The organism is Rhizobium sp. BK008 (genome assembly GCF_014197345.1).
Lineage (GTDB): Bacteria > Pseudomonadota > Alphaproteobacteria > Rhizobiales > Rhizobiaceae > Rhizobium > Rhizobium anhuiense.
Genome location: NZ_JACIFK010000003.1, coordinates 252759 through 274734, shown reverse-complemented (window position 1 = coordinate 274734; position 21976 = coordinate 252759). Strand labels below are relative to the sequence as shown.

The window sequence follows — 21976 nt, the reverse complement described above, 5'->3', positions numbered from 1 at the left end:
AGAGAAATCGACATGATCGCTGCAAAACCCAATTCCCTCGTTGCCCGCCTCTCTGCCCCGCCTATTCCTTCGGTCGTCGCCTGGAGCCGCGAATACAAGGGCGAAAAAGGACCGCTCATCGATCTGTCGCAAGCCGTCCCCGGCTATCCCGCGCATCCGGAAATGCTTCGTCTTCTGGCCGAGGCGGCCGGTCAACAGGCGATGACCGGATACGGGCCGATCGAGGGCGAACCTCTGTTGCGGAAGACCTATGCGGCTCACCTTGCCGAGCTTTACGGCGCCGAGCTTTCCGCCGGCAATATCCATATCACCGCCGGCTGCAATCAGGCCTTCATGTGTGCGGCGATCGCGCTTGCGGGCGCCGGCGATACGGTGGCGCTCACCAATCCCTTTTATTTCAATCACGACACAACGCTGTCGATGCTGGGCATCGGGCGTCGATTGGTCGATTGCGCCGCCGCCGGCGGGTTCCTTCCCGATCCGCGTTCGGCCGAGGCTGCACTTGCGGCCGGCGCGAAGATGCTTGCCGTCGTAACACCCAACAATCCCACCGGAGCGGTGTATCCGCCAAGCCTGCTGCACGAGCTTTTCGTCCTCTGCCGGAAATATGGCGCCTGGCTGATCCTCGATGAAACCTATCGCGATTTCCTTGGCGAGGATTATGGGCGGCCGCACTCTCTGCTGTCCGAGCCGGACTGGGAGGACACGCTCGTTCTTCTCTACAGTTTTTCGAAATCCTTCTGCATTCCCGGTCATAGACTGGGTGCGATCACGGCAGGCCCCAAGCTCATCGCCGAGATCGCCAAGGTCATGGACAATATGCAGATCTGCGCGCCGCGCTCGGCTCAGATCGCCGTTGCATTGGCCCTCCCGGCGCTTGCCGATTGGCGGGCCGGCAATCGGCTGGAGATCGCCCGCCGGGCCGATGCGTTGAGGCAGGTCTTTTCCGGGCTGCCGGATTGGAAGATCGGAGCGATCGGCGCCTATTTTGCCTTTGTCCGCCATCCCCACGCCGATCGATCGTCTTCAGAGGTTGCCGAAAAGCTCGCCAGGGAAGCCGGCATAGTTTGTTTGCCCGGCGCCTATTTCGGGGAGGGACAGGAGCGCTACCTCAGACTTGCCTTCGCCAACGCGGATGTGGCCTCGATCGGATTATTATCCGAGCGCCTTCGCTAGACCGCTGCGATCGGCCTCCGCCGGAAGTTGATGATAGCCACCGCGCCAGTAAAGCAGGGGTCCCATGTCCTGCCGGATTTCGATAGCGCAGACATGTCCGACCAAAATCGCATGGGAATTGTAGTGGAATGCGGTTTCGAGCTTGCAGTCCAGGACCGTCAGGGCATTTTCAAGGGCGGCGGCACCCGTCTTGAGGCGATACCATCCCGCGTCGCCGTAACGTTCGGCGCCTTTTCGCCCGTCGAGACCGGCAAAGGATTGGGCCACCTGCTGCTGGTCGGCGGCGAGCACGTTGACACAGAAGCAGCCGTACCGCTGCAGCGCCGGCCATGAGGAAGACGCGCGGTTGACACTGACGATGACGGAAGGCAACGCCGCCGAAAGCGAGGACACCGAGGTTGCGGTGAAGCCGGTGCGGTCTTGCCCGTCGCCGACCGTAATCACGCTGACCGCCCCTGCCAGATGACGCATCGAAAGCTTGAAGTCCGCCTCGCTGATCAAAGCCTCGGCACTCATCGGGCTGACTCTTTCGTTTTGGCAAAGCGGTTTACAGGCATTGAAAGACCGAGGTTTTCACGCAAGGTCTTGCCCTCGTATTCCTCGCGGAACAGCCCGCGGCGGCGAAGCTCGGGCAGGACCAGCCGCACGAAGTCGTCGAGACTCGACGGCAAGGTCGGAAACATCAGGATGAAGCCGTCGGCGGCGCGCGTCTCGAACCATTCCTCCATGAAGTCGGCAATCTGGGACGGCGTGCCGGTGATACCGTTTCCGGTATGTTTCTCGGCATAGTGCCGGATGAGTTCGCCGACGGTGTGGCCGCCTTTCACGAAATCGACCAGCTCGTCGAACAGAGCGCGTGACCCCTTCGGCGCCGCCGGCAGCCGATCCATAGGGAAGGGCTTGTCGAGAGCGACGTCGTGCAGGTCCGCTTCCAGGAATTCGGAGAGCATCAATCGGCCGACATCCGGATGCATCTTGTCGATCAGATAATCGACCTTGGCCTTTGCCTCGGCCTCGGTTTCACCGACATTGATCACGATGCCCGGCATGATTTTCAGATCGTCCGGATCGCGTCCATAGGCCGGCATCCGGCGCTTGACGTTTTCGTAGAAGGCCCGGTTACGCTCGATATTCGATGCGAGGCTGAAGACGATCTCGGCGGTTCGCGCCGCCATGTCCATTCCCGGTTCCGAACCGCCCGCCTGGGCGATGACGGGGCGGCCCTGGGGCGTTCGCGCGATGTTGAGGGGGCCGCGAACCTGGAAGTGCTTACCTTTGTGATTGAGCGTATGGTGCTTGTCCTTGTCATAATAGACACCGTTTTCACGGTCGAGAAGCAGTGCGCCTTCCTCGAAGCTGTCCCAAAGACCGAACACGACATCGACGAATTCGTTGCCGCGCTCATAGCGTAGAGCATGCGGGTCGAGCCCCTCGCGGTTGAAGTTGTAGCCGGTTTCGTCGTGATCTGACGTGACGACGTTCCAGCAGACGCGGCCCTGGCTCAGATGGTCGATCGAGGCGAACAGACGCGCGACATTGTATGGCTCGTAGTAACTGGTCGAGACGGTCGCCACGAGACCGAGATCGCTGGTGGTGACCGCCAGAGCCGAAAGCAGCGAGAGGGGTTCGAAACGGTTCATCTTGGTCGGAATGCGGGCAAGCGCATTGGCGTCGCCGACGGCAGCGGCGGGGGAATCCGCCATGAACATGAAATCGAATTTCGCCGCTTGGGATCGTTTGGCGACATCGAGCAGATGGGCGAAGTCGTTGGCGCCCTTGACGTCGCTTGCCGGATGCAGCCAGGAGGCAGGATGAAAGCCGAAGGTATAGACGAAAGTCCCGAGTTTCATCTTGTCGGTGCGCGCCATTGAGCTCTCCTGCTTTGTCGGGTCATGCCGCCAACGCAGGGCGACTGAGCGAATTATCGCCCGGCGCAAATTTTCATCAATATCGCCCAGCTGGGTTCCATTTTAGTTTTTCTAAAGCATTGGCTTGGGTGCCGATGCCACGGCCTGCTGACGGGAAATAGCGATGAGCCAATCGCGGAATTCGCGCCCATGGGGCTTCTGCAACGCCGCACGATCCCAGGCGAGGAAATAGCTTTCACGCAGTGCAATGCGTATGTCGACCGGAATGACGAGCGTTTGCGCCGCGAGCTCATCCGAGATCATCGACATTTGCGCCAGCACGACGCCGCGTTTGTTGACGGCAGCGTCAATCGCACTGCTCGACAGGGTGAAAGAGAGGCCTGATGTCGACGCATCGAAGGAAATGCCGGCCTTGGCGGCAAACTCCGCCCAGCTGGGATAGGGAGTGAAGTGTCGTTCCCACTCGACATGCAGCAAGGGCTGTTCGAAGAGATCGCGAGCCGCATGCGCGCGATCCTGCATCAGCGCCGGCGAGCAGGCCGGCACGACCCAATCCCGAAACAGTTCGGTATAATGTTCGTGCTGCAGCACGTCCGACCCATAGCTCACGCGGAAATCGACATCATCGAAGCCGATCCGGGGCTCTTTGTCGCGTCCGATGATTCTCACCTGCACGTCGGGATGAAGGGCCTGCCAGTCGAAGATGCGCCTGCCGATCCATTTGTTGACGACAGAGGACAGCGCACTGAGGACCAGTGCCGTCTCATTGCGCGCCTTTTCCAGCAGTTGTTCGGCGCGCGCAAATTGCTCGAACCCCTTCGATATCTCCTGATGATAGAGCCGGCCCCAGGCGGTCAACTCGACGGTTCGTCCGCTGCGCTCCAGAAGTGAAACTCCCAGAAAGCTCTCGATCTTGCGAATCTGCTGGCTGATGGCCCCTGGCGAAACCTTGAGCTCCAGTGCCGCAGCCGTCACGCCGCCGCAGCGCCCCACGGCCTCGAAGGCTTGCAAACTCTTCAGCGGGATCGTCTTGAAGCGCTCATCGGTCACTTGCAGAGCCTCTCGTGATTTGCGCCACTCAATTTGCCATCGGATGAAAGGTCCCCGCAAACTGGAACCGGTCGCCTGGATGGACAAACTCGACATAAGTCACCGTGCGGCCATTCTGCCAGGTCTGGCGGACGAGGCTAAGGCAGGCCTCGCCTTTCTCTGTCTGCAGGATTCGGGCGGTCGCACTATCGGCCGAAACGGCACGAATGACATGTTTGGCCTTGGACCAGGGAACCTCCTGCAGCAGCCATTTGCCGGGGGGAGTCGAGGCAAAGCTTTCTTCTCTCGCCCGCGGGACGGCATCAAGCATGATGATGCGCCGCTCGATGGCATTCGGTCTGCCGTCGACGATATGCAGGCATTGAAGCCTGAGGACTTCTGCATCGGCAGCTTCCGACAGCTGCTGCGCTTCCACCTCTCCGAGGCGCTCGATCTTGCGGGCGAGGATTTCGAAGTGGTGTTCGTGCCCGGCCAGTTCCGCCTCGGTGCTGATATCCTGGATATCCATCACCGTGCGGTCGATCTGGGGGGAGGCGACGAACGAACCGGTCTTGCGCCTTCTGACGATCATGCCGCGCTCGGCCAGCGCCGACAGCGCCTTGCTGACCGTCATGCGCGAGCATTGATATTGCGCCACGAGTTCGCGCTCGACGGGAATGCAGTCACCCGGCCGCCAAATGCCGCTGATGATCTTCGTCTCGATATCCGTAAAAATACGCTGGTAAATCGATACCAAGTCCGCACCTCATCCGGCGTCAACGATCATAAGTTCCGGAACGGTCGGGTCGCGCCGGTGCAGATCGCTGCCGCCCGGCACAAATTTTGCGTTCCTCGTCTTTTACATTGACACTCTAGGCCCGCCTATATCTATTTGTATAGTCAAAAGCGGAGCATAGAAATCCGCGCAGAGGAAATCGAAGTCGAGAACCAAAACTCCTCCACCGGGGGAATGAAAACTGGAGAGATGATCATGAAGGCAAATTCACTGCTGAAGGGTCTGGTCGGCGCTGCGTTCCTCATCGGAGCAGCCGTTTCCGCCCACGCAGCCGACACGCTTGCGGCCGTCAAGGCAGCCGGCACCCTCAAGGTTGGCACCGAAACAGCTTTTGCCCCGTTCGATTATATCGATGCCGGGGAACATACGGGCTTGAACGTCGACCTCTTTGCCGAGATCGGCAAGGAACTCGGCGTCAAGATCGAGTGGGTCGCCCTTCCCTGGGACGGTGTCTTCCCCGCGCTCGAGGCCGGCAAATTCGATGTCGTCGCAGGTCCTGCAACAATTACCAAGAAGCGCTTGGAGCGCTATCGCTTCACGCCGCCGATCGCCGAAGCGACGATTGCCATTTTGAAGAAGGCTGGCGATACGACGATCAGCAAGCCGGAGGATATTGCCGGCAAGACGATCGGTGTCGGCAAGGCAACCGCTCAGCTCGACCAGTTGAAGGAGTTCTCCGCCACCCTGCCGACCAAAGTTGACGTGCGTGAATATCCCGCCTTTACCGAATCCTACGCCGATCTCGCCGCCGGCCGTATTGCCGGCGTTGCCAATTCGCTACCGAATATCGCCTTCGTCGCCAGCCAGCGAAAGGGCACGTTCGAAGTCGTTCTGCCGCCATTCGGCAAGAAGTCTTATTTCGGCTTTATCGGCCTCAAGGATGCCGATCATGCGCCCCTGATGGATGCGATCGATGCCGCGATGCTCAAGATCAAGGCAGATGGACGCATGGCCGAGTTGCAGAAGAAGTGGTTTGGTGCGTCTTTCGATACGCCTGATGCTGTCAAGGATCCGGCATTCTGATGAGCCACCGGTGAACGAACGCGCCCCGCCAATGGTCGGGGCGCAATCTGCCGTGGCATCAGAGCTCACGGCCGCAGCGCCAGGCAAACACCGCCCATGTCCATCAAACTTTTCGAACTGCTTCTGCAAGCGTCGATCTACACGGTAACGATCAGCGTGGTTTCTATCCTGATCGGCTTTGCGATCGCGATCGTTATTTCCGCCATGCTGCTGTCGCGACAGCAGCTCTTCGTCCTGCCGGCGCAAATTTTCATCAGTTTTTTTCGTGGCGTGCCGCTGCTGGTGCAACTGCTGCTGATCTATAACCTGCTGCCGGCGATTGGCCTCAACGTGCCGAGTATCGTTGCGGCCGTCGTTGGTCTTTCGCTGTGTACGGCAGCCTATCAGGCTGAAAATCTGCGTGGCGGTTTTGCCAGCGTTCCCATGGGTCTTGTCGAGTCTGCCGAAATGGTCGGCATGACTCCCGTTCAGATCTTCCGCCGGATCAAGGCCCCGATCGCCCTGCGCCTGACTTTCCCGGCGCTCGTCAACGAAGCGATCCTTATCCTGAAGGCGTCGTCGCTGGTCTCGGTCGTCGGGGTCATCGAGCTGACGCGCATGGCCCAGGACCTTGCCGGCAGCACCTTCCTGCCGCTCGAGATTTTCGCGTCCGCAGGCCTGATCTATTTCGTCATCAATTGGATCGTCGCCCTTGCGGGCGGCCTGATCGAACGCTCCCTGCCGGGAGTGCCGCGATGACCTTCGACATCAATGTGATTTTCAACAACCTGCCCGATATCGTCAGCGGTGCATGGCTTACCCTCCTCATCTGGATCGTCACCACGCCAGTCGCTGCTGCGCTCGGCTTCCTTATCGCCGTTGCCAGACGTTTTGGCGGCGTCATCCCGGACAAGGCGTTCGGCATTGTCATTGCGGTGCTGCGCGGCACGCCCTTCCTCATCCAGATATTCCTCGTCTACTACGGCGGGCCCTTCGTCGGTTTGTCACTCGATCCGATCCCGGCCGGCATCATTGGCCTTTCCATCTACGGCGCGGCTTATTTCAGCGAGATCTTCCGCTCGGGTTTTGCCGCCGTCCCGAAGGGACATATCGAGGCCGGCCTTTGCGTCGGCCTGACACAAGGGCAGATCATCCGGCGCATATTGCTGCCGGAGATGACCATGCTGGTGCTGCCGCCTTCGATCAACATGACGATCATCCTCATGAAGGAGACGGCCGTGCTGTCCATCATCACCGTGCCGGAATTGACGGCGACGCTGAGTGCGATCGGCTCGCAGCAATATGCCTTCGTCGAGGCGCTCTTCGTGCTTGCCCTATTCTATTGGGCGCTCGTCGAAATCACCGGCTGGCTCGGTCATCTCGCCGAAACGAAACTCTCCAGATTCAGGTTTTTCAACATATGAGCGTTCCTGCGATCGCAGTCAAAAATCTCGTCAAGACGTTCGGCGGTTCCACCGTGTTGCACGGCATCGACCTCGATATCGTGCAGGGACAGGTTTCCTGCGTCATCGGCCCGTCCGGCTCCGGCAAGAGTACGTTGCTGCGCTGCATGGCCTTTCTCGAGGAATCGACGAAGGGGACGATCGCCATCAATGGCGAGGTGCTTGGCTTTACGGAAAACGCCAAAGGCGTCCGTGAGCGGGTGCCGGCGGCGGCGAACCGGCGGATACGATCGCAGATCGGGATGGTTTTTCAGCAGTTCAATCTCTGGCCGCATATGACGGCGCTCGGCAATGTCAGCGAAGCGCTGAAGACCGTTCACAAGATGAGCCGTAGGGATGCAGAGGAGCGGGCCATGGCCCAGCTCGTCAAGGTCGGCCTCGAGGCCAGGGCAGGGCACTATCCGTCGCAGCTTTCCGGAGGTCAGCAGCAACGCGTCGCCATCGCCCGGGCACTCGCCCTCAACCCGAAGATCATGCTGTTTGACGAGCCGACCTCATCGCTCGATCCCGAGCTGACCGGCGAAGTGCTGAACGTCATGCGCGATCTCGCCGCCGAGGGCATGACGATGGTCGTCGTTTCCCACGAGATCGGATTTGCCGCGACGGTCGGCCAGCAGATCGTCTTTCTCGATCACGGCAAGGTGCTGTTCACCGGCCCGCCGCAGGACGTCTTCAAACGGCCGAGAAACCCCCGGCTCGAACAGTTCCTGGACACCTATATCGATCGCGGAGCCTCGATGCTGCTCTGACGTTCATGTCCTTCCTGATCGTCGGAAAGACCTCCAACTCCGACGTCGGGTTCAGGCAATATCGTCTTCGAGTATCTTCACGGGCCGGTCCCACTGGATGAGAACGACACAGCCGGGGTCACTCCAGACCGAGTGTTCGCTGCCCGGCGCATTGACGATATAACTGCCGCTGGAGTAATCGCCCGTCTCGTCGGATTGAACGCCATCGAGCACCAGGATGGTCTCGAGCCCCTCGTGACGATGACGGGGAACGGAGGCGCCAGGCTCATATTTCAACAGCGCCACGCCCGGCTGATCGCCCTCGAAGGGCCGGATCCAGTGAATGGTGACCGCGTCGCGAAAAGGGCCGAATTCCAGCGCCTTCCAGCCGCCCGAGGTCAGCAGTTCGCGGGTCGTGTCAGGCATGGATAATGCTTTCCAGTATGTCGTCGACATGGGCGGTCCAGCCGACGATCGCGCCCTGAGCGCGGATCATGGCGATGGCTGCGGCTTTGAATTCCGGGAAATAGCTTTCCGTCGCCTCCTCGGCGAGCAGGCACTCATAACCGCGGTCGTTTGCTTCACGCATCGTCGTCTGCACGCAGACTTCGGTGGTAACGCCGGCAAAGACGAGCTGTTTGATACCCTTCTGCTGCAGCACGGTGCCGAGTTCGGTGGCGTAAAAGGCGCCCTTACCGGGTTTTTCGATGACGACTTCGCCCTTCACGGGCGCGAGTTCCGGCAGGATTGCCGTGCCGGGCTCGCCCGAGATCAGGATGCGGCCCATCGGGCCCTCGTCGCCGATCCTGAGCGCAGGATTGCCGCGGTCGCGTTTGGCCGGCGGCAGGTCGGAGAGATCCGGCCGGTGGCATTCCATCGTATGGATCACAGGCAGGCCGGCATTGCGGAAGCCCTGGATGAGGCGCTTGACATCGGGCACGATCCTGGTGATGCGGCTGACATCGTTGCCGAGGCTTGCTCCGAAACCGCCGGGCTCGGCGAAATCGCGCTGCATGTCGATGACGATGAGGGCGAGCTCGTCGTGCTTCACCGGAAAGGCGAAAGGTTCGGCCTTGATCTTCACCATCAATGATGTCCCGCCATGTGGGCGCCGATCACGCCGATATCGGCCGAACGCGCCGGTGTCTCGTAAACCAGCCTGCCTTCCGAAATGACCATGATGCGGTCGGACATCTCGAGCAGTTCGTCGAGGTCTTCGGACAACAGCAGCACGGCAGCACCCAAATTGCGTGCCTTCATGATGCGGGCGCGGATTTCGGCAACGGCCGAGAAATCGAGGCCGAAACAGGGGTTCGAGACGATCAGCAGATCGACATCGCCGGTCAGTTCGCGGGCGAGCACCGCCCGCTGCACGTTGCCGCCCGAAAGCGCTGCGATCGGCGAGGAGGAAGAGGCTGTCTTGACCTTGAAATCGGAGATCAGCGCCGAGGCGCGCTTCTTCATGCCGCCCCTGTTCAGCCAGATCGCGTCCTTGCCGTCCGGCTTCAAGTCGAAGGTGCGAAACGCAAGGTTCTCGCTCACGCTCATCTTGGGCGCGCAGGCATTCTGCAACGGCTCTTCGGGGATGAAACGCACCTTGTTCTTGCGGGTCTCGTCACGCGTGGCGCCGTAAGCCTCGCCATTGACCATGACCTCACCGGTATCGGTCGGGCGCTGGCCGGCGAGAATCTCCGTCAGCTCCTTCTGGCCGTTGCCCGATATGCCGGCAATGCCAACGATCTCGCCGGAGCGGACCGTCAGCGCGTCGATCTCGATCGTCTTCAGGCCGGAGCGATCGGGGGCCTTCACCTGGCTGACGGTCAGCACCGGTCTTGCCGCTTCGGCCACCGGCAGGCGGCTGTCGAGCTCGGCGAGCTTGACGTCGCCGATCATCATCGCCGCCATCTCGGCGGTGGAGAGTTCGCCGACCTTGCCGGTGCCGACCAGCTTGCCGCGCCGCAGGATCGAGACGGCATCGGCGAACTTCGTCACCTCGTGGAACTTGTGGGAAATCATCAGCACGGTGAGTTCGCCGCGCTCGGTCATTCCGCGCACGATGCCGAGCATCTCGTCGGCTTCGGCCGGCGTCAGCACCGAAGTCGGCTCGTCGAGCACGAGGAAGGAGCGGCCGAGATAGAGCTGCTTGACGATTTCGAGCTTCTGTTTTTCGCCGGCGGCAAGTTCACTTACCGGCCTGTCGAGCGGGATCTTGAACGGCATGCGCTCCATGAAACCCGCCAGGTCCTTGCGCTCCTTGGCCCAGTTGATCACCGCGGGGACTTCGGTGCGGCTGATGACCAGGTTTTCCGCGCCAGTCAGAGAGGGAACCAGGGTGAAATGCTGGTAGACCATGCCGAGCCCATAGGCTGCGGCATCCTTGGGGGAGGCGACCGCCACCTCGCGGCCGTCGACCGACAGCGAACCTGAGGTCGCGTGATAGAAACCCATGATGCATTTGACCAGTGTCGACTTGCCGGCGCCGTTTTCGCCGAGAAGGGCGTGGAAAGAGCCGGCCGGAACGGCGATCGAGACGTTGTCGAGCGCGGTGAACGAACCGAAGCGCATGGTCATCCCGAGCGTCTCGATACCGACCGCCTTGCCGGCCTTGGGGAGGGGCGTGTCGCGAACGGTGCTCATGGCAGCTGGCTCACAAAGGTTTCGGAATTGGAGACGGCGCCGAAGACGCCGCCCTGCATCTTCACCATCTTGATGGCGGCGAGGTGGTTTCCGTAGTCGGTCGCGCCGCAGCAGTCCTCCAGCAGCAGGCATTCGTAGCCGCGGTCGTTCGCCTCGCGCATCGTCGTCGAGACGCAGACATCGGTGGTGATGCCGGTGAGGATGATGTTCTCGATGCGCTTCCGGTTGAGGATGAGTTCGAGGTCGGTGGCGCAGAACGAACCCTTGCCGGGCTTGTCGATGATCGTCTCGCCTTCGACCGGGTAGAGTTCGGGGATGATGTCCCAGCCGGGTTCGCCCCGCGTCAGGATGCGGCCGCAGGGGCCGGGATCGCCGATACCGGCGCCGATCCGCTGCGAGCGCCAGCGTTTGTTGGCCGGCAGATCGGCGAGGTCGGGGCGATGGCCCTCGCGGGTGTGGATAATGTGGTAGCCCTTGGCCCGCATAGCGGCAAGCACGCGTTTGATCGGTTCGATCGGCGCCTGCACCAGCGACAGGTCGTAGCCCATATGGTCGACATAGCCGCCCTTGCCGCAGAAATCCGTCTGCATGTCGATGATGATAAGGGCGGTGTTATCAGGCCTTAGAGCGCCGTTATAAGGCCACGGATACGGATCGGCGTCGATAAAATGCCCTTCGGTTTCGACCATCGCGTCCATCATTCTCTCTCCTATTCCGCGGCAGGTTTGAGGGGTTCGCCGTAGCGGCGCATCGGCTTGTCAAATCCGCAGGACGTGCCGTCCTTGACCTTTATCTCGTCTTCCCATGGCAGGCGGTATTTGCCGGCGACGAGGTCGTGCATGTAGGTGTAGGGCGCATCCTGCGCGCCGCCGGCGACGGCGACATAACCGCGATGGCCGAACTGGTAGATATTGTTCTCCACGCCCCAGCCGAGCCGGGCCTCGCGCACCAGGTCAGGACGCACCTCGGCGGTGATGATCTCGTTGACGCGGCCGGAGGTGCCGTGGGCGATGATCGTGCCGTCGAAATTGCAGATCATGCCTTCACCCATGGAATCGAACGTGCCGTCCGAGCCGCACATACAGACATTGGCGGTGATCATCAGGTTGCAGAAGGCATTGGCCTGGTTGGTGAAGCGCCAGGCCTCGCGGATCGGCGCCGTGTAGCCGGCTGTGCGGATCATGATTTCGGCGCCCTTATAGGCGCATTCGCGCGCCATCTCCGGGAACATGCCGTCATGGCAGATGATCAGTGCGAGCCTGGCGCCTCGCGGGCCTTCGATGACAGGGATGCCAAGATCGCCGGGCTCCCAGGGCTCGACGGGGATCCAGGGATGCATCTTGCGGTAATAGAGCTTCAACTCGCCTTGATCGTCGATGACGATGCCGGAATTGTAGGGCATGCCGCCAGGGTTCAGCTCCATGATCGAGAAGCAGCCCCAGATCGCATTGTCCCTGCAAGCCTTCCTGAAGGCCGCGACCTCCGGCCCGTCGAGCGTGCACATGATCTCCGGATTGATGTCCATGGAGAGGCCGTGCAGCGCATATTCGGGAAAGACGACGAGGTCCATGCCCGGCTGGTTGCGCCGCGCTTTGGCCACCAGATCGACGATCACCTGCGTCTGTTTTGCCAGATCCGCTTTGGTGACCGTCACCGGCAGCTGGAGTTGTACCAGGCCGATACCCACACCGTGTTCGGATTTGTTGAGGCCGCCAAGTCCGTTCATCGGCAAGCTCCGTTATTTCGTAAGCGACAGCGCACCCGGCGCACCGGCGAGCGAGCGGGTGGGCGAGGACGTGGCGATCAGGATGATGAGGGTAAGCACGTAAGGTGCCGCGTAGAAGAGGTAGTAGCCTTGCGTGACGCCGACCGATTGCAGCGCCGGGCCGAGCGCGCCGGCGCCGCCGAAAAGCAGGGCAGCGAGAAAGCAGCCGATCGGGTTCCAGCGGGCAAAGATCACGAGCGCCACGGCCATCAGGCCCTGACCCGACGAGATGCCTTCGTTCCACGAGCCCGGATAGTAGAGCGACAGATAGGCGCCGCCGATCGCCGCCAGCGAGCCGCCAGCGGCGGTCGCCAGCAGGCGAACCCGGTCCGGGTCGATGCCCATGGCTCGGGCCGCGTCGGTGCTGTCGCCGACAACGCGCAGGATCAGGCCGATGCGAGTGTTCTTGAAGGCCCAGAACAGGAAGAGAGCCAGCGCTGCGCCGATGAAGAACAACACGTTGATATTGAGTGCCGCCTGGATCTGCGGAGTGCTCGACCAGCCGCCGAGCGCAATCGAGGGCAGTTTCGGCGCCACCGGCTGGATGAAGGATTTGCCGAGGAAAAACGCCATGCCGAGACCGAACTGCATCATCGCAATGCCGATGGCGATGTCGTTGACCTTCGGGAATTTGCAGATCCAGCCGTGGATGAGGCCGAAGACTGCGCCCGCCGCCATGGCGGCGAGCACGCCGAGGGTCGGCGAGCCGGTGATGACGGCCACCGCATAGGCCGTCATGGCGCCGAAGACCAGCGTGCCTTCCAGGCCGAGATTGATGCGGCCGGAGCGCTCGGTGATCGTCTCGCCGAGGCTGACGAAAATGAATGGTGTGGACACGCGGATGGCGCCTGCGAAGATCGCCAGCGGCACGCCCCAGATGCCGATGCCTGTCTCTTCCATCAGAGGCTCCTTTTCCAGAGGTCGGGATTGAAGATCTTGAAGCGGCCGTAGAAGGTCTCGCAGAAGAGAATGACGATGAAGAGCGTCCCCTGCAGCACCAGAACCGTCGCATCCGGCAGGCCCATGCGCCGCTGGATGAGGCCGCCCGAGGCGTCGATGCCGCCGAGCAGGATCGCGACCGGAATGATCGCCAGCGGATTGTGCCTGGCGAGGAAGGCGACGAGGATGCCGGTATAACCGTAGCCGGCGGCAAGCGAGGCGTTGGCGCTTCCCTGCACCGCCGCCACTTCAATCATGCCCGCCAGACCGGCAAAGCTGCCGGCAAGTGCGGTAAATCCCGCGATCAGTTTGCCCACAGGAAGTCCCTGGATCTGGGCGGCGCGCACGTTGCCGCCGGCGATGCGGGCGGCAAAACCGTAGCTCGTCGCCTCGATCACGATCCAGGACACAATGCAGGCGAGGATGCCGATGCCGAGACCCCAATGCACGTCCATGCCGGGAATCTTGCCGAGCATATAGTCCGCCGGCAACGGCCTGGTCGACGGCTTGTTGAGGCTTGCAGGATCGCGGAGCATCCCTTCGACGAACTGGTTCATCAGGGCAATGGCGATATAGGATAGCAGCAGCGACGAGATGGTTTCGTTGACGCCGCGGTAGTGGCGCAGGAAACCGGCAAGGCCGATCCAGATGCCGCCGACCACCATGGCGGCGATCGCCATCAGAATGAGGGTGAGGAAGACAGGCGCGGTGCCGGCAAGCGGCAGAGCCATGGCTGCGGCCGCAACGCCGCCCAGCACGACCGCTCCTTCCCCGCCGATGATGACGAGGCCGAGACGGGCGGGCAGGGCGACGCAGAGCGCCGTCAGGAGAAGGGGTGCGGCGCGGCTTAAGCTGTTCTGCACCGAAAACCAGCTGCCGAAGCCGCCGGTATACATCAGTTGGAAGAGGGTGACCGGCGACTTGCCGACCGCCAGGATGAAGAGGGAGAAGAGCGCAAGACCGATCAGTATGGCCGCAAGGCCGATGACGACAGGTTCGGCTCGCCGCGCGATCCATTCGAGGACGGGGCGCAGCGAAGCCGGTTTTTCCGCGATGGCGAGTGCGGGATCATTGGCCTCGATGGTCATGGCGCTTCTCCCTTCGCGGTTTACGCCGTGGACCCGACGACGCCCTCAACCAGGTAATTCATGCTCTCGAGCTCGATCGCATCTTCGGCGTAGCTCTTGTCGGCAGCCACGACGGTGTCGCCCTTATTGTCCTTCAACGGGCCCTTGAAGACCGAGAAGCCGCCCTTCATCATCTCCGCCTGCGTGGCTTCGAAAGCCTTGCGGCCCTCCGCCGACACGGCGGGGCCAAGCGCGCTCATCTTCACGAAGCCGTCCTTCAGGCCGCCGCGCACGAAGTTGCCGAGCTTTTCGCCGGCCTGCGCCTTCTTGACGAAATCGCTGTAGACGTTGCCCCAGGCCCATTCGGCGCCGGTGAGGTATTTTTCGGGAGCAAGTGGGCTCTGATTGGCGTGATAGCCGCAGACGAAGGCGCCGCGGCCGGCCGCCGTCTCGACGACCACTTTGGGGCTGTCGACGTGGCAGGTGATGACGTCGGCGCCCTGATCGACCAGCGCATTGGTGGCTTCGGCTTCCTTGACGGCGAGCGACCATTCACCGGTGAAGATCACCTGGCAGGTGATAGCGGGATCGACCGTGCGCGCGCCAAGCAGGAAGGCGTTGATGTTCTGCAGAACTTGCGGGATCGGCTTGGCGGCGACGAAGCCGATCTTTTTGCTCTTCGTCGCATGACCGGCGGCGATGCCGTTCAGATACTGGCCCTGGAAGATATAGCCGAAATAGGAGCCGGTATTGGCGGGGTTCTTGCCTTCCTGCCAGAGGCCGCCGCAATGGCGGAACTGGATATCGGGATATTTGGCGGCCATGGCCAGCATGTGGGGATCGAAATAGCCGAAGGAGGTCGGAAAGAGCAGGGTCGCACCGTCGAGATTGAGCATCGACTCCATGGTCTTCTGGACATCGACGGTTTCCGGCACATTCTCTTCTTCGACCAGCGTCACGCCCGGCAGCGCCTTGACCACGGCGGCACCTTCCGCATGCGCCTGGTTGTAGCCGTAGTCGTCTTTGGGGCCGACATAGATGAAGCCGACGGTCAGCGCGGTCTGGGCTGCGGCTGGAGAGCCGATCAGGCCCGGCATGGCGCCGGCGAGCGCACCGGCGGCGGAAGCCTGAAGGAAATTGCGGCGGTTCATGGAAAGGAGTTTGGTCATCGGAATGCTCCTTGCGGCGCTGGGCCGGTTTCGAACGGGTACAGAAAAGTGCATGCAATGTGCGTGCCAGAAATCAATCTATTGTTTTTTATAATTTATTTGTTTCTGCAAAATGCACACTCCGAAAAGTGCATGCAGATTGATCGATTTCTTGCGCAAAAAGTAATCAACAGGTATTTCTTGGTCATCGTGACTGCGTGATTGCTGATACTTCGCGCAGGCCAAGCTCTCTTATTCATCAGAAAGCGAAAATTTAACAATATCTTCCCTGCTCGATTTGACTTATCGAGTCTCGGACGGCATCTGTATGCAGAGTGTTGATGTGAGCAGATTCGTATTGTGAAGCAGACTAGGCGCAGAGAAGTGATCCGCACCGGAACCACCGTCGAACAGATGGTGCGGGCGATTTCCGACATGATCGTCACAGGTGAAATCCTGCCGGGCGCGAAGTTGGACGAGGTGTCGCTCGCGGTTCGTTTCGAGGTTTCGCGCACGCCGGTACGCGAGGCCTTGCGTGAGCTGGGCGCCATGGGATTGGTCGTCCGCGAGCCAAACCGCAGTGCCCTCGTGACCAATGTCACCGAGGCCTATCTGCATTCGATGTTCGAGGCGATGGCGGAGCTTGAAGCAATCTGCGCCAGGCTGTCGGCCGAGCGCATGACGGTCGATGAGCGGCGCGCGCTGGAGTTGGAGCATCGGGCATCGGTGAGGCTGGTGCATGCCGGTGCCGAAGAGGAATATTCGGCTCACAATACCGAATTCCACACCCGGCTTTATCGAGGTGCGCATAATGATCATGTCTTCGAGATGGTGACGCAGACCAGGGCGCGGCTGGCACCTTTTCGACGGGCACAGTTCCGTTTGCCGGGGCGCTTGGCAAAATCCTATGAGGAGCACGGCCGGATCGTGACCGCGATCATGCGCGCGGACGCCGCGGCCGCGGGGCAGGCGGCCTATTCCCATGTGGAAATTGTCAGCGATGCCAGCGCGGTATTTGCAACGGCCGGGGAGTAGAGAGGATGCGGCGCCCGAAATCAAGCGCCGCCCCCGCTACAAGACAAAGGGCTCCGACAACCAAACGCTCCAGTTGTTTCGCGGCGTCTACTCCGCGGCTTCGACGAAACGGTGGCGTTCGTAGAGGAACTTCAGCACGGCCTCGCGGCATTTGAGATATGTCCGGTCGGAGGCGAGTTCGATGCGATGGCGCGGACGAGACATGGTCACATCGAGCACTTCACCGATCCGGGCCGCCGGGCCATTGGTCATCATGACGATGCGATCGGACAACAATACCGCTTCGTCGACGTCATGGGTGATCATCACCATCGTATTGCCAAGCCGGGCGTGGATTTCCATCACCGCGTCCTGAAGATGGGCGCGGGTCAGCGCGTCGAGCGCGCCGAAAGGCTCGTCCAGCAACAGGATCTTCGGCTCCATTGACAGCGCGCGGGCAATGCCGACGCGCTGTTTCATGCCCCCTGATATTTCCGAAGGCCGCTTATCCCTGGCATGCGCCATCTGCACGAGGTCGAGGTTGGCCATGACCCAGTCGTGCCGCTCGGCCTTGGTCTTTGTTCGGCTGAAGACCTTGGTGACGGCGAGATTGACGTTCTCGTAGACCGTCAGCCAGGGCAGCAGCGAATGGTTCTGGAAGACGACGGCGCGTTCCGGACCCGGTTCGTTGACCTCGCGGTTTTCAAGCAGCACGGCGCCTGCCGATACCGGAGTCAGGCCGGCAATCAGGTTGAGCAGGGTAGACTTGCCGCAGCCGGAATGGCCGATGATCGAGACGAATTCACCCTCGGAAATCGTCAGGTTGATGTCCTTCAGCACCTCGGCGCGCACGCCGCCCCGATCGAAATGTTTGTCGATATGGTCGAGTTTGAGATAGGGGTTCATAGGTGCGTTCCTCAGTTGGCCATGGCGCCGCGGGTGACGAGTTTGCCGAGCGCAGCCACCAGCTTGTCAAGGGCGAAGCCGACGATGCCGATATAGGCGAGCGCGACGATGATGTCCGGAAGGCGCGACGAGTTCCATGCGTCCCAGATGAAGAAGCCGATGCCGACGCCGCCCGTCAGCATTTCGGCCGCGACGATGGCGAGCCAGGAGAGGCCGACGCCGATCCTGAGGCCGGTGAAGATATAGGGCGCTGCCGAAGGCAGCATGATCTTCCAGAAAAACTCGAACTGGTTGAGGCGCAGCACTTCGGCGACGTTGCGGTAGTCCTGCGGGATATTGCGGACGCCGACGGCGGTGTTGATGATGACAGGCCAGATCGACGTGATGAAGATCACGAAGATTGCCGAAGGATTGGAATCCTGGAAGGCTGCCAGCGACAGCGGCAGCCAGGCGAGCGGCGGGACCGTGCGCAGCACCTGGAAGATCGGATCGAGGCCGCGCATCGCCCAGATCGACTGACCGATGATCGCCCCGATGATGACGCCGGCGACTGCGGCAAGGCCAAAGCCATACACGACGCGCTGCAGCGAAACGAGCACGCGCCAGCCAAGCCCGATATCCTGGGAGCCGTAGTTGAAGAACGGATAGGCGATCAGGTCGTAGCTCTCCTGCCAGACCTGATGCGGCGAGGGCAAGGACGCATCCGTCGATGAACAGAGCACCTGCCAGACGAGCAGGATGAGCGCCAGCACCACGGCCGGCGGAACGACATTGCGAAGTGCGGTCAACGCCGCTCGACGAAAATCGATCCGCGATCCATGCTTGCCGGAAAATGGCAGAACCTTTGCCGCCGGCTTGGCTGAGGCGGCCGTGGAGGGATTTTGTTTATTTGCCAGGGCGGACATCGACGCGCTCCTCATACGAATGAAAGGCCGGCGCGCCGATCGCGCGCCGGAGCGGGTCAGGCGACGGCCTTGATCGAAAGGCTGTCGAGATAGGCGGAGGGATTTTCAGGGTCGAAGACCTTGCCGTCGAAGAAAGTCTCCTTGCCGCGAGACGACGACGCGGGAATATCGGCCGCCGCGACGCCGAGATCCTTGGCGGCCTCGCGCCAGATGTCTTCGCGGTTCACCTGGTTGACCAGCGCCTTGACGTCGGTGCTCGCCGGCAGATTTCCCCAGCGGATGTTTTCCGTCATGAACCAGGTATCGTGGCTCTTGAACGGGTAGGAGGCGCCGTCCTTCCAGAACTTCATGTAGAGGTCGGTGGCCTTGACCTCGCGGCCGTTGCCATAATTGATATCGCCCTTGAGGCGGCCGAGCACGTCCTTGGTCGGAACGTTGAACCACTGGCGCTTGCCGAGAATGTCGGCCATCTCCGCCTTGTTGTCCATGCTTTCGCACCACTGCTGAGCTTCCATGACAGCCATCAGCAGCGCCTTGGCAGCATTGGGATTCTTTTCGATCCAGTCGGCGCGCAGCCCGAGCGCTTTTTCGGGATGGCCCTTCCAGAGCTCGCCGGTGGTGGCGGCGGTGAAGCCGATGCCCTGGTTGACCAGCTGCTCGTTCCACGGTTCGCCCACACAGAAGACGTCCATGTTGCCAACCTTCATATTGGCAACCATCTGCGGCGGCGGCACGACGATGGTCGAAACGTCCTTGTTCGGATCGATGCCGCCGGCGGCGAGCCAGTAACGGATCCAGAGGTCGTGGGTGCCGCCCGGGAAGGTCATCGCGGCCTTGATCTCCTTGCCTTCCGCCTTCTTCTTCTCGAAGGCGGCCTTCAGCTTAGAGGCATCGAGCTGGACGCCGGTTTCGGCATATTCCTTGGCGACGGAAATGCCCTGGCTGTCGAGGTTGAGCCGGGCGAGGATTGCCATCGGCACCGGCTTATTGTTCTGCGTCACCTTGCCGGTGTGCATGAGATAGGGGAGCGGCGAGAGAATATGGGCGCCGTCAATGCCATTGGCTGCGCCGCCCAGCACGAGATTATCGCGGGTCGCACCCCAGGAAGCCTGTTTGGCCACATCCGCTTCCGGAAGGCCATGCTTGTCGAAAAATCCCTTTTCCTTGGCGATGATCAGCGGTGCGGAATCGGTGAGCGCGATAAAGCCGAGCTTGACACCTTTCACCTCGGGCCCTGCTCCGGCTGCGAAGGCGCCCGATGGAAAGGCAGTCTTGACGGCGCCGATGAGGGCAGCCGCTGCAGTCGTCTTGAGCATGCCGCGGCGGGTCATGCCGGTTGTCGAAATCCCAGTCGTCGAATTTTTTGTCATGCGCAGGTTCCCTCTGCTGGCTGAATTTGGACACAAAAAAACGCCGCCGGAAATTGCGTCCAAGGGATGAGAGATCCCGGATTGCAAAGACCTTGCGACGTCGGTGTCTAATGCAGGCGCTTATGCCGCGCCTATCCGCCCCGGTCGCCGTTGACCGGTGCATCTAAGAACCTGCAAGCAGCGTGCCAATTTCGAGAGGAGTTGGTAACAGCATGAAGCAAAAGGAGAAATGCGAAGAATTAACGATTGCCTATTTCTTGGGCGCTATCGTTTTCTGCTTCCTTTTTGTGCGATTGCCACGATAGTCACAGCCATGGAAGCGCTCTATTTGTGCAGTGCACGCAACATTAAAGCCGCGATGCAGCTGGCCGGATGGATGTCTTTCCAGCGGCAAAGCTCAACAGGAGAGGGGTAATGTGCGGCGATTGCCTTCGCTCTCACCCCATTCAGTGCAGCAAAGATACGAGTCCGTAGAACGCTGCGGATATTGCTGCCGCCGCCGGCATCGTGACGATCCAGGCGATCACGATGTTGCCGGCCAATCCCCAGCGCACGGCGGAAACACGGCGAGCCGCGCCCACTCCAACGATTGCTCCGGTGATGGTATGCGTCGTCGAAACGGGAATGCCGAGCCACGTCGCTCCGAACAGCGTCAGCGCTCCGCCCGTCTCCGCGCAGAAACCTTGCATGGGGTTGAGCCGGGTGATCTTCGACCCCATGGTATGAACGATCCGCCATCCGCCAAACAGCGTACCGAGAGCCATTGCCGATTGGCAGGTAATGACCACCCAGAACGGCACGTAGAATGTCGGGCCGAGATATCCCTGACTGAACAGGAGCACCGCGATGATGCCCATCGTCTTCTGCGCATCGTTTCCGCCGTGGCCGAGCGAATAGAGCGAAGCGGACACGAACTGCATGATGCGAAAGGTCCGATCCACCGCAAACGGCGTCTGCCGGACGAACAACCAGGAGACGGCGAGTACCAGCACCAGCGCAAGCAGGAAGCCGATGGCTGGTGAAAGGAAAATGGCGCCGACCGTCTTTAGGAGACCATTCCAGACGATCGAGCTGAAGCCCACCTTTGCCAGACCGGCCCCCACCAGCCCACCGACAAGCGCATGCGACGAACTCGATGGAATCCCGAAAATCCAGGTGAGGATATTCCAGATGATGGCGCCCATGAGCGCGGCGAAGATCAGTTGGGGCGAGACGATCGCGGGATCGATGATGCCAGTCCCCAGCGTCTCGGCGACATGCAAGCCGAAGAACAGGAAAGCGATGAAATTGAAGAACGCCGCCCAGGCGACCGCATATTGCGGCCGCAGGACGCGGGTCGAGACGATCGTGGCAATGGAATTGGCCGCATCATGAAGGCCGTTGAGAAAGTCGAAGAACAAAGCGACGACGATAAGGCCGACCAGCAGCGGCAGAGCGAGGGAGGCATCCATCAGACGTTCTCGATGAGAATGCCGCTAATCTCGTTGGCGACATCCTCGAAGCGGTCGACGACTTTCTCCAGCTCTCCGTAGATTTCGCTGCCGATCATGTAGGCCATCGCATTGCCGCTGGCGCCATGACGCAAGAACAGATCCTTCAAACCCTGGTCGTGGAGCTCATCGGAACGTCCCTCCACTCGGGTGACTTCCTCCGCGATGGCGGCGAGACGCTGCGCATTGGCCCCCAATCTGTCGAGCAGGGGTATCGCTTCCGCGACAAGATTTGCCGCCTTGACGATTTCGCTGCCCATCTCCTGCATGAGCGGATCGAAGCTGGATTGCTCGAACAAGCGGATCGTCTTGACTGTCTTGTGCATCATGTCGATCGAATCATCCATCGACTGGATGAGGTCCTTGATGTCTCCCCGGTCGAAGGGCGTGATGAAGCTTCGGCGAACGGCAAGAAGAACGTCACGCGTGATGTCGTCGGCCTCGTCTTCCAATGTGACGATACGTTCGCAGTTTTTTTCGACGTCATTGCCCTTCAGGAGTTGGTCGAGGGCGTAGGCTGCGGCAACGACGGTCTTCGAGTGCTTGGAAAACATGTCGAAGAATCTGTCTTCCCGTGGCATCAGCTTGCGAAAAATGCTCATCATGCCTGGGAACCTTCCTCGTGCGGCCGATTGTCATAAATCTGTCATAAACACGCTCAGGCAATTGAAGC

General features: G+C 61.0%; 23 protein-coding genes. 6 read left to right on the top strand and 17 right to left on the bottom strand.

Annotated elements, in window-relative coordinates; all coding sequences use genetic code 11:
* Positions 1-12 precede the first annotated feature (12 nt).
* Entirely contained in the window at positions 13-1176 is a 1164-nt protein-coding gene (locus tag FHT69_RS16015; RefSeq protein WP_097622440.1) for an aminotransferase, read from the top strand.
* Here FHT69_RS16015 and FHT69_RS16010 read toward each other — a convergent pair.
* The 4 genes from FHT69_RS16010 to FHT69_RS15995 form a co-directional block, all read right to left on the bottom strand.
* Positions 1156-1692: a flavin reductase family protein gene (locus FHT69_RS16010; protein ID WP_047614579.1), complete on the bottom strand. Its 537-nt coding sequence runs from the start codon at positions 1690-1692 to the stop codon at positions 1156-1158. The genes FHT69_RS16015 and FHT69_RS16010 overlap by 21 nt on opposite strands.
* A complete protein-coding gene (locus FHT69_RS16005) occupies positions 1689-3044 on the bottom strand; it encodes an LLM class flavin-dependent oxidoreductase (protein WP_183905609.1) in 1356 nt (451 codons plus the stop codon). Before FHT69_RS16005 ends, FHT69_RS16010 begins: the two co-directional genes overlap by 4 nt.
* A gap of 111 nt (positions 3045-3155) precedes the next feature.
* Positions 3156-4094 carry a LysR family transcriptional regulator gene (locus FHT69_RS16000; RefSeq protein ID WP_127429862.1) on the bottom strand — a complete coding sequence of 313 codons (939 nt, stop codon included), beginning with the start codon at positions 4092-4094 and terminating at the stop codon, positions 3156-3158.
* 28 nt (positions 4095-4122) lie between these two features.
* Positions 4123-4830 (bottom strand): UTRA domain-containing protein, encoded by a 708-nt coding sequence (locus FHT69_RS15995; RefSeq protein WP_097622437.1) that lies wholly within the window; start codon positions 4828-4830, stop codon positions 4123-4125.
* Positions 4831-5064: 234 nt separating this feature from the next.
* Here FHT69_RS15995 and FHT69_RS15990 point away from each other — a divergent pair, with 234 nt between their 5' ends.
* The 4 genes from FHT69_RS15990 (at position 5065) to FHT69_RS15975 (ending at position 8083) form a co-directional block, all read left to right on the top strand.
* On the top strand, positions 5065-5892 hold the full coding sequence (locus FHT69_RS15990) for a transporter substrate-binding domain-containing protein (protein WP_025570099.1): 828 nt from the start codon (positions 5065-5067) through the stop codon (positions 5890-5892).
* Positions 5893-5988: 96 nt separating this feature from the next.
* Entirely contained in the window at positions 5989-6630 is a 642-nt protein-coding gene (locus FHT69_RS15985; protein ID WP_025570101.1) for an amino acid ABC transporter permease, read from the top strand.
* Entirely contained in the window at positions 6627-7295 is a 669-nt protein-coding gene (locus FHT69_RS15980; protein WP_025570102.1) for an amino acid ABC transporter permease, read from the top strand. The genes FHT69_RS15985 and FHT69_RS15980 overlap by 4 nt, the downstream gene beginning before the upstream one ends.
* On the top strand, positions 7292-8083 hold the full coding sequence (locus tag FHT69_RS15975) for an amino acid ABC transporter ATP-binding protein (protein ID WP_025570103.1): 792 nt from the start codon (positions 7292-7294) through the stop codon (positions 8081-8083). The genes FHT69_RS15980 and FHT69_RS15975 overlap by 4 nt, the downstream gene beginning before the upstream one ends.
* Positions 8084-8134: 51 nt before the next feature.
* On the opposite strand, the gene FHT69_RS15970 is transcribed toward FHT69_RS15975, so the two are convergent.
* From FHT69_RS15970 to FHT69_RS15935, 8 genes are read right to left on the bottom strand one after another with little or no spacing between them, the layout of a single operon-like run.
* A complete protein-coding gene (locus tag FHT69_RS15970) occupies positions 8135-8488 on the bottom strand; it encodes a cupin domain-containing protein (protein ID WP_097596054.1) in 354 nt (117 codons plus the stop codon).
* A complete protein-coding gene (locus FHT69_RS15965; RefSeq protein WP_025570106.1) occupies positions 8481-9149 on the bottom strand; it encodes a cysteine hydrolase family protein in 669 nt (222 codons plus the stop codon). Before FHT69_RS15965 ends, FHT69_RS15970 begins: the two co-directional genes overlap by 8 nt.
* On the bottom strand, positions 9149-10699 hold the full coding sequence (locus FHT69_RS15960) for an ABC transporter ATP-binding protein (protein ID WP_183905608.1): 1551 nt from the start codon (positions 10697-10699) through the stop codon (positions 9149-9151). Before FHT69_RS15960 ends, FHT69_RS15965 begins: the two co-directional genes overlap by 1 nt.
* Positions 10696-11397, bottom strand: coding sequence for a cysteine hydrolase family protein (locus FHT69_RS15955; RefSeq protein ID WP_025570110.1), 702 nt, complete (start codon positions 11395-11397; stop codon positions 10696-10698). Before FHT69_RS15955 ends, FHT69_RS15960 begins: the two co-directional genes overlap by 4 nt.
* An 11-nt stretch (positions 11398-11408) precedes the next feature.
* The gene (locus tag FHT69_RS15950; RefSeq protein WP_097622434.1) at positions 11409-12425 is read right to left on the bottom strand and encodes a formamidase; all 1017 of its coding nucleotides are present in this window, start codon (positions 12423-12425) and stop codon (positions 11409-11411) included.
* 12 nt (positions 12426-12437) lie between these two features.
* Positions 12438-13364: an ABC transporter permease gene (locus FHT69_RS15945; RefSeq protein ID WP_025570114.1), complete on the bottom strand. Its 927-nt coding sequence runs from the start codon at positions 13362-13364 to the stop codon at positions 12438-12440.
* A complete protein-coding gene (locus FHT69_RS15940) occupies positions 13364-14491 on the bottom strand; it encodes an ABC transporter permease (RefSeq protein WP_183905607.1) in 1128 nt (375 codons plus the stop codon). The genes FHT69_RS15945 and FHT69_RS15940 overlap by 1 nt, the downstream gene beginning before the upstream one ends.
* Positions 14492-14511: 20 nt before the next feature.
* Positions 14512-15639 carry a BMP family ABC transporter substrate-binding protein gene (locus FHT69_RS15935; RefSeq protein ID WP_183905606.1) on the bottom strand — a complete coding sequence of 376 codons (1128 nt, stop codon included), beginning with the start codon at positions 15637-15639 and terminating at the stop codon, positions 14512-14514.
* Positions 15640-15978: 339 nt separating this feature from the next.
* Between FHT69_RS15935 and FHT69_RS15930 the strand changes: the two genes are divergently transcribed.
* Positions 15979-16653: a GntR family transcriptional regulator gene (locus FHT69_RS15930; RefSeq protein WP_025570068.1), complete on the top strand. Its 675-nt coding sequence runs from the start codon at positions 15979-15981 to the stop codon at positions 16651-16653.
* Between the two features lie 87 nt (positions 16654-16740).
* On the opposite strand, the gene FHT69_RS15925 is transcribed toward FHT69_RS15930, so the two are convergent.
* From FHT69_RS15925 to FHT69_RS15905, 5 genes are all read right to left on the bottom strand, one after another.
* Positions 16741-17538: an ABC transporter ATP-binding protein gene (locus FHT69_RS15925; protein ID WP_183905605.1), complete on the bottom strand. Its 798-nt coding sequence runs from the start codon at positions 17536-17538 to the stop codon at positions 16741-16743.
* Between the two features lie 11 nt (positions 17539-17549).
* Complete coding sequence (gene ntrB / locus FHT69_RS15920; protein WP_097622432.1) at positions 17550-18443, bottom strand: nitrate ABC transporter permease; 894 nt, start codon at positions 18441-18443, stop codon at positions 17550-17552.
* Positions 18444-18499: 56 nt separating this feature from the next.
* On the bottom strand, positions 18500-19813 hold the full coding sequence (locus FHT69_RS15915) for a CmpA/NrtA family ABC transporter substrate-binding protein (protein WP_047612030.1): 1314 nt from the start codon (positions 19811-19813) through the stop codon (positions 18500-18502).
* A gap of 446 nt (positions 19814-20259) precedes the next feature.
* On the bottom strand, positions 20260-21264 hold the full coding sequence (locus tag FHT69_RS15910) for an inorganic phosphate transporter (RefSeq protein ID WP_025570519.1): 1005 nt from the start codon (positions 21262-21264) through the stop codon (positions 20260-20262).
* Complete coding sequence (locus FHT69_RS15905; protein WP_025570521.1) at positions 21264-21908, bottom strand: DUF47 domain-containing protein; 645 nt, start codon at positions 21906-21908, stop codon at positions 21264-21266. Before FHT69_RS15905 ends, FHT69_RS15910 begins: the two co-directional genes overlap by 1 nt.
* Between the last annotated feature and the right edge of the window lie 68 nt (positions 21909-21976).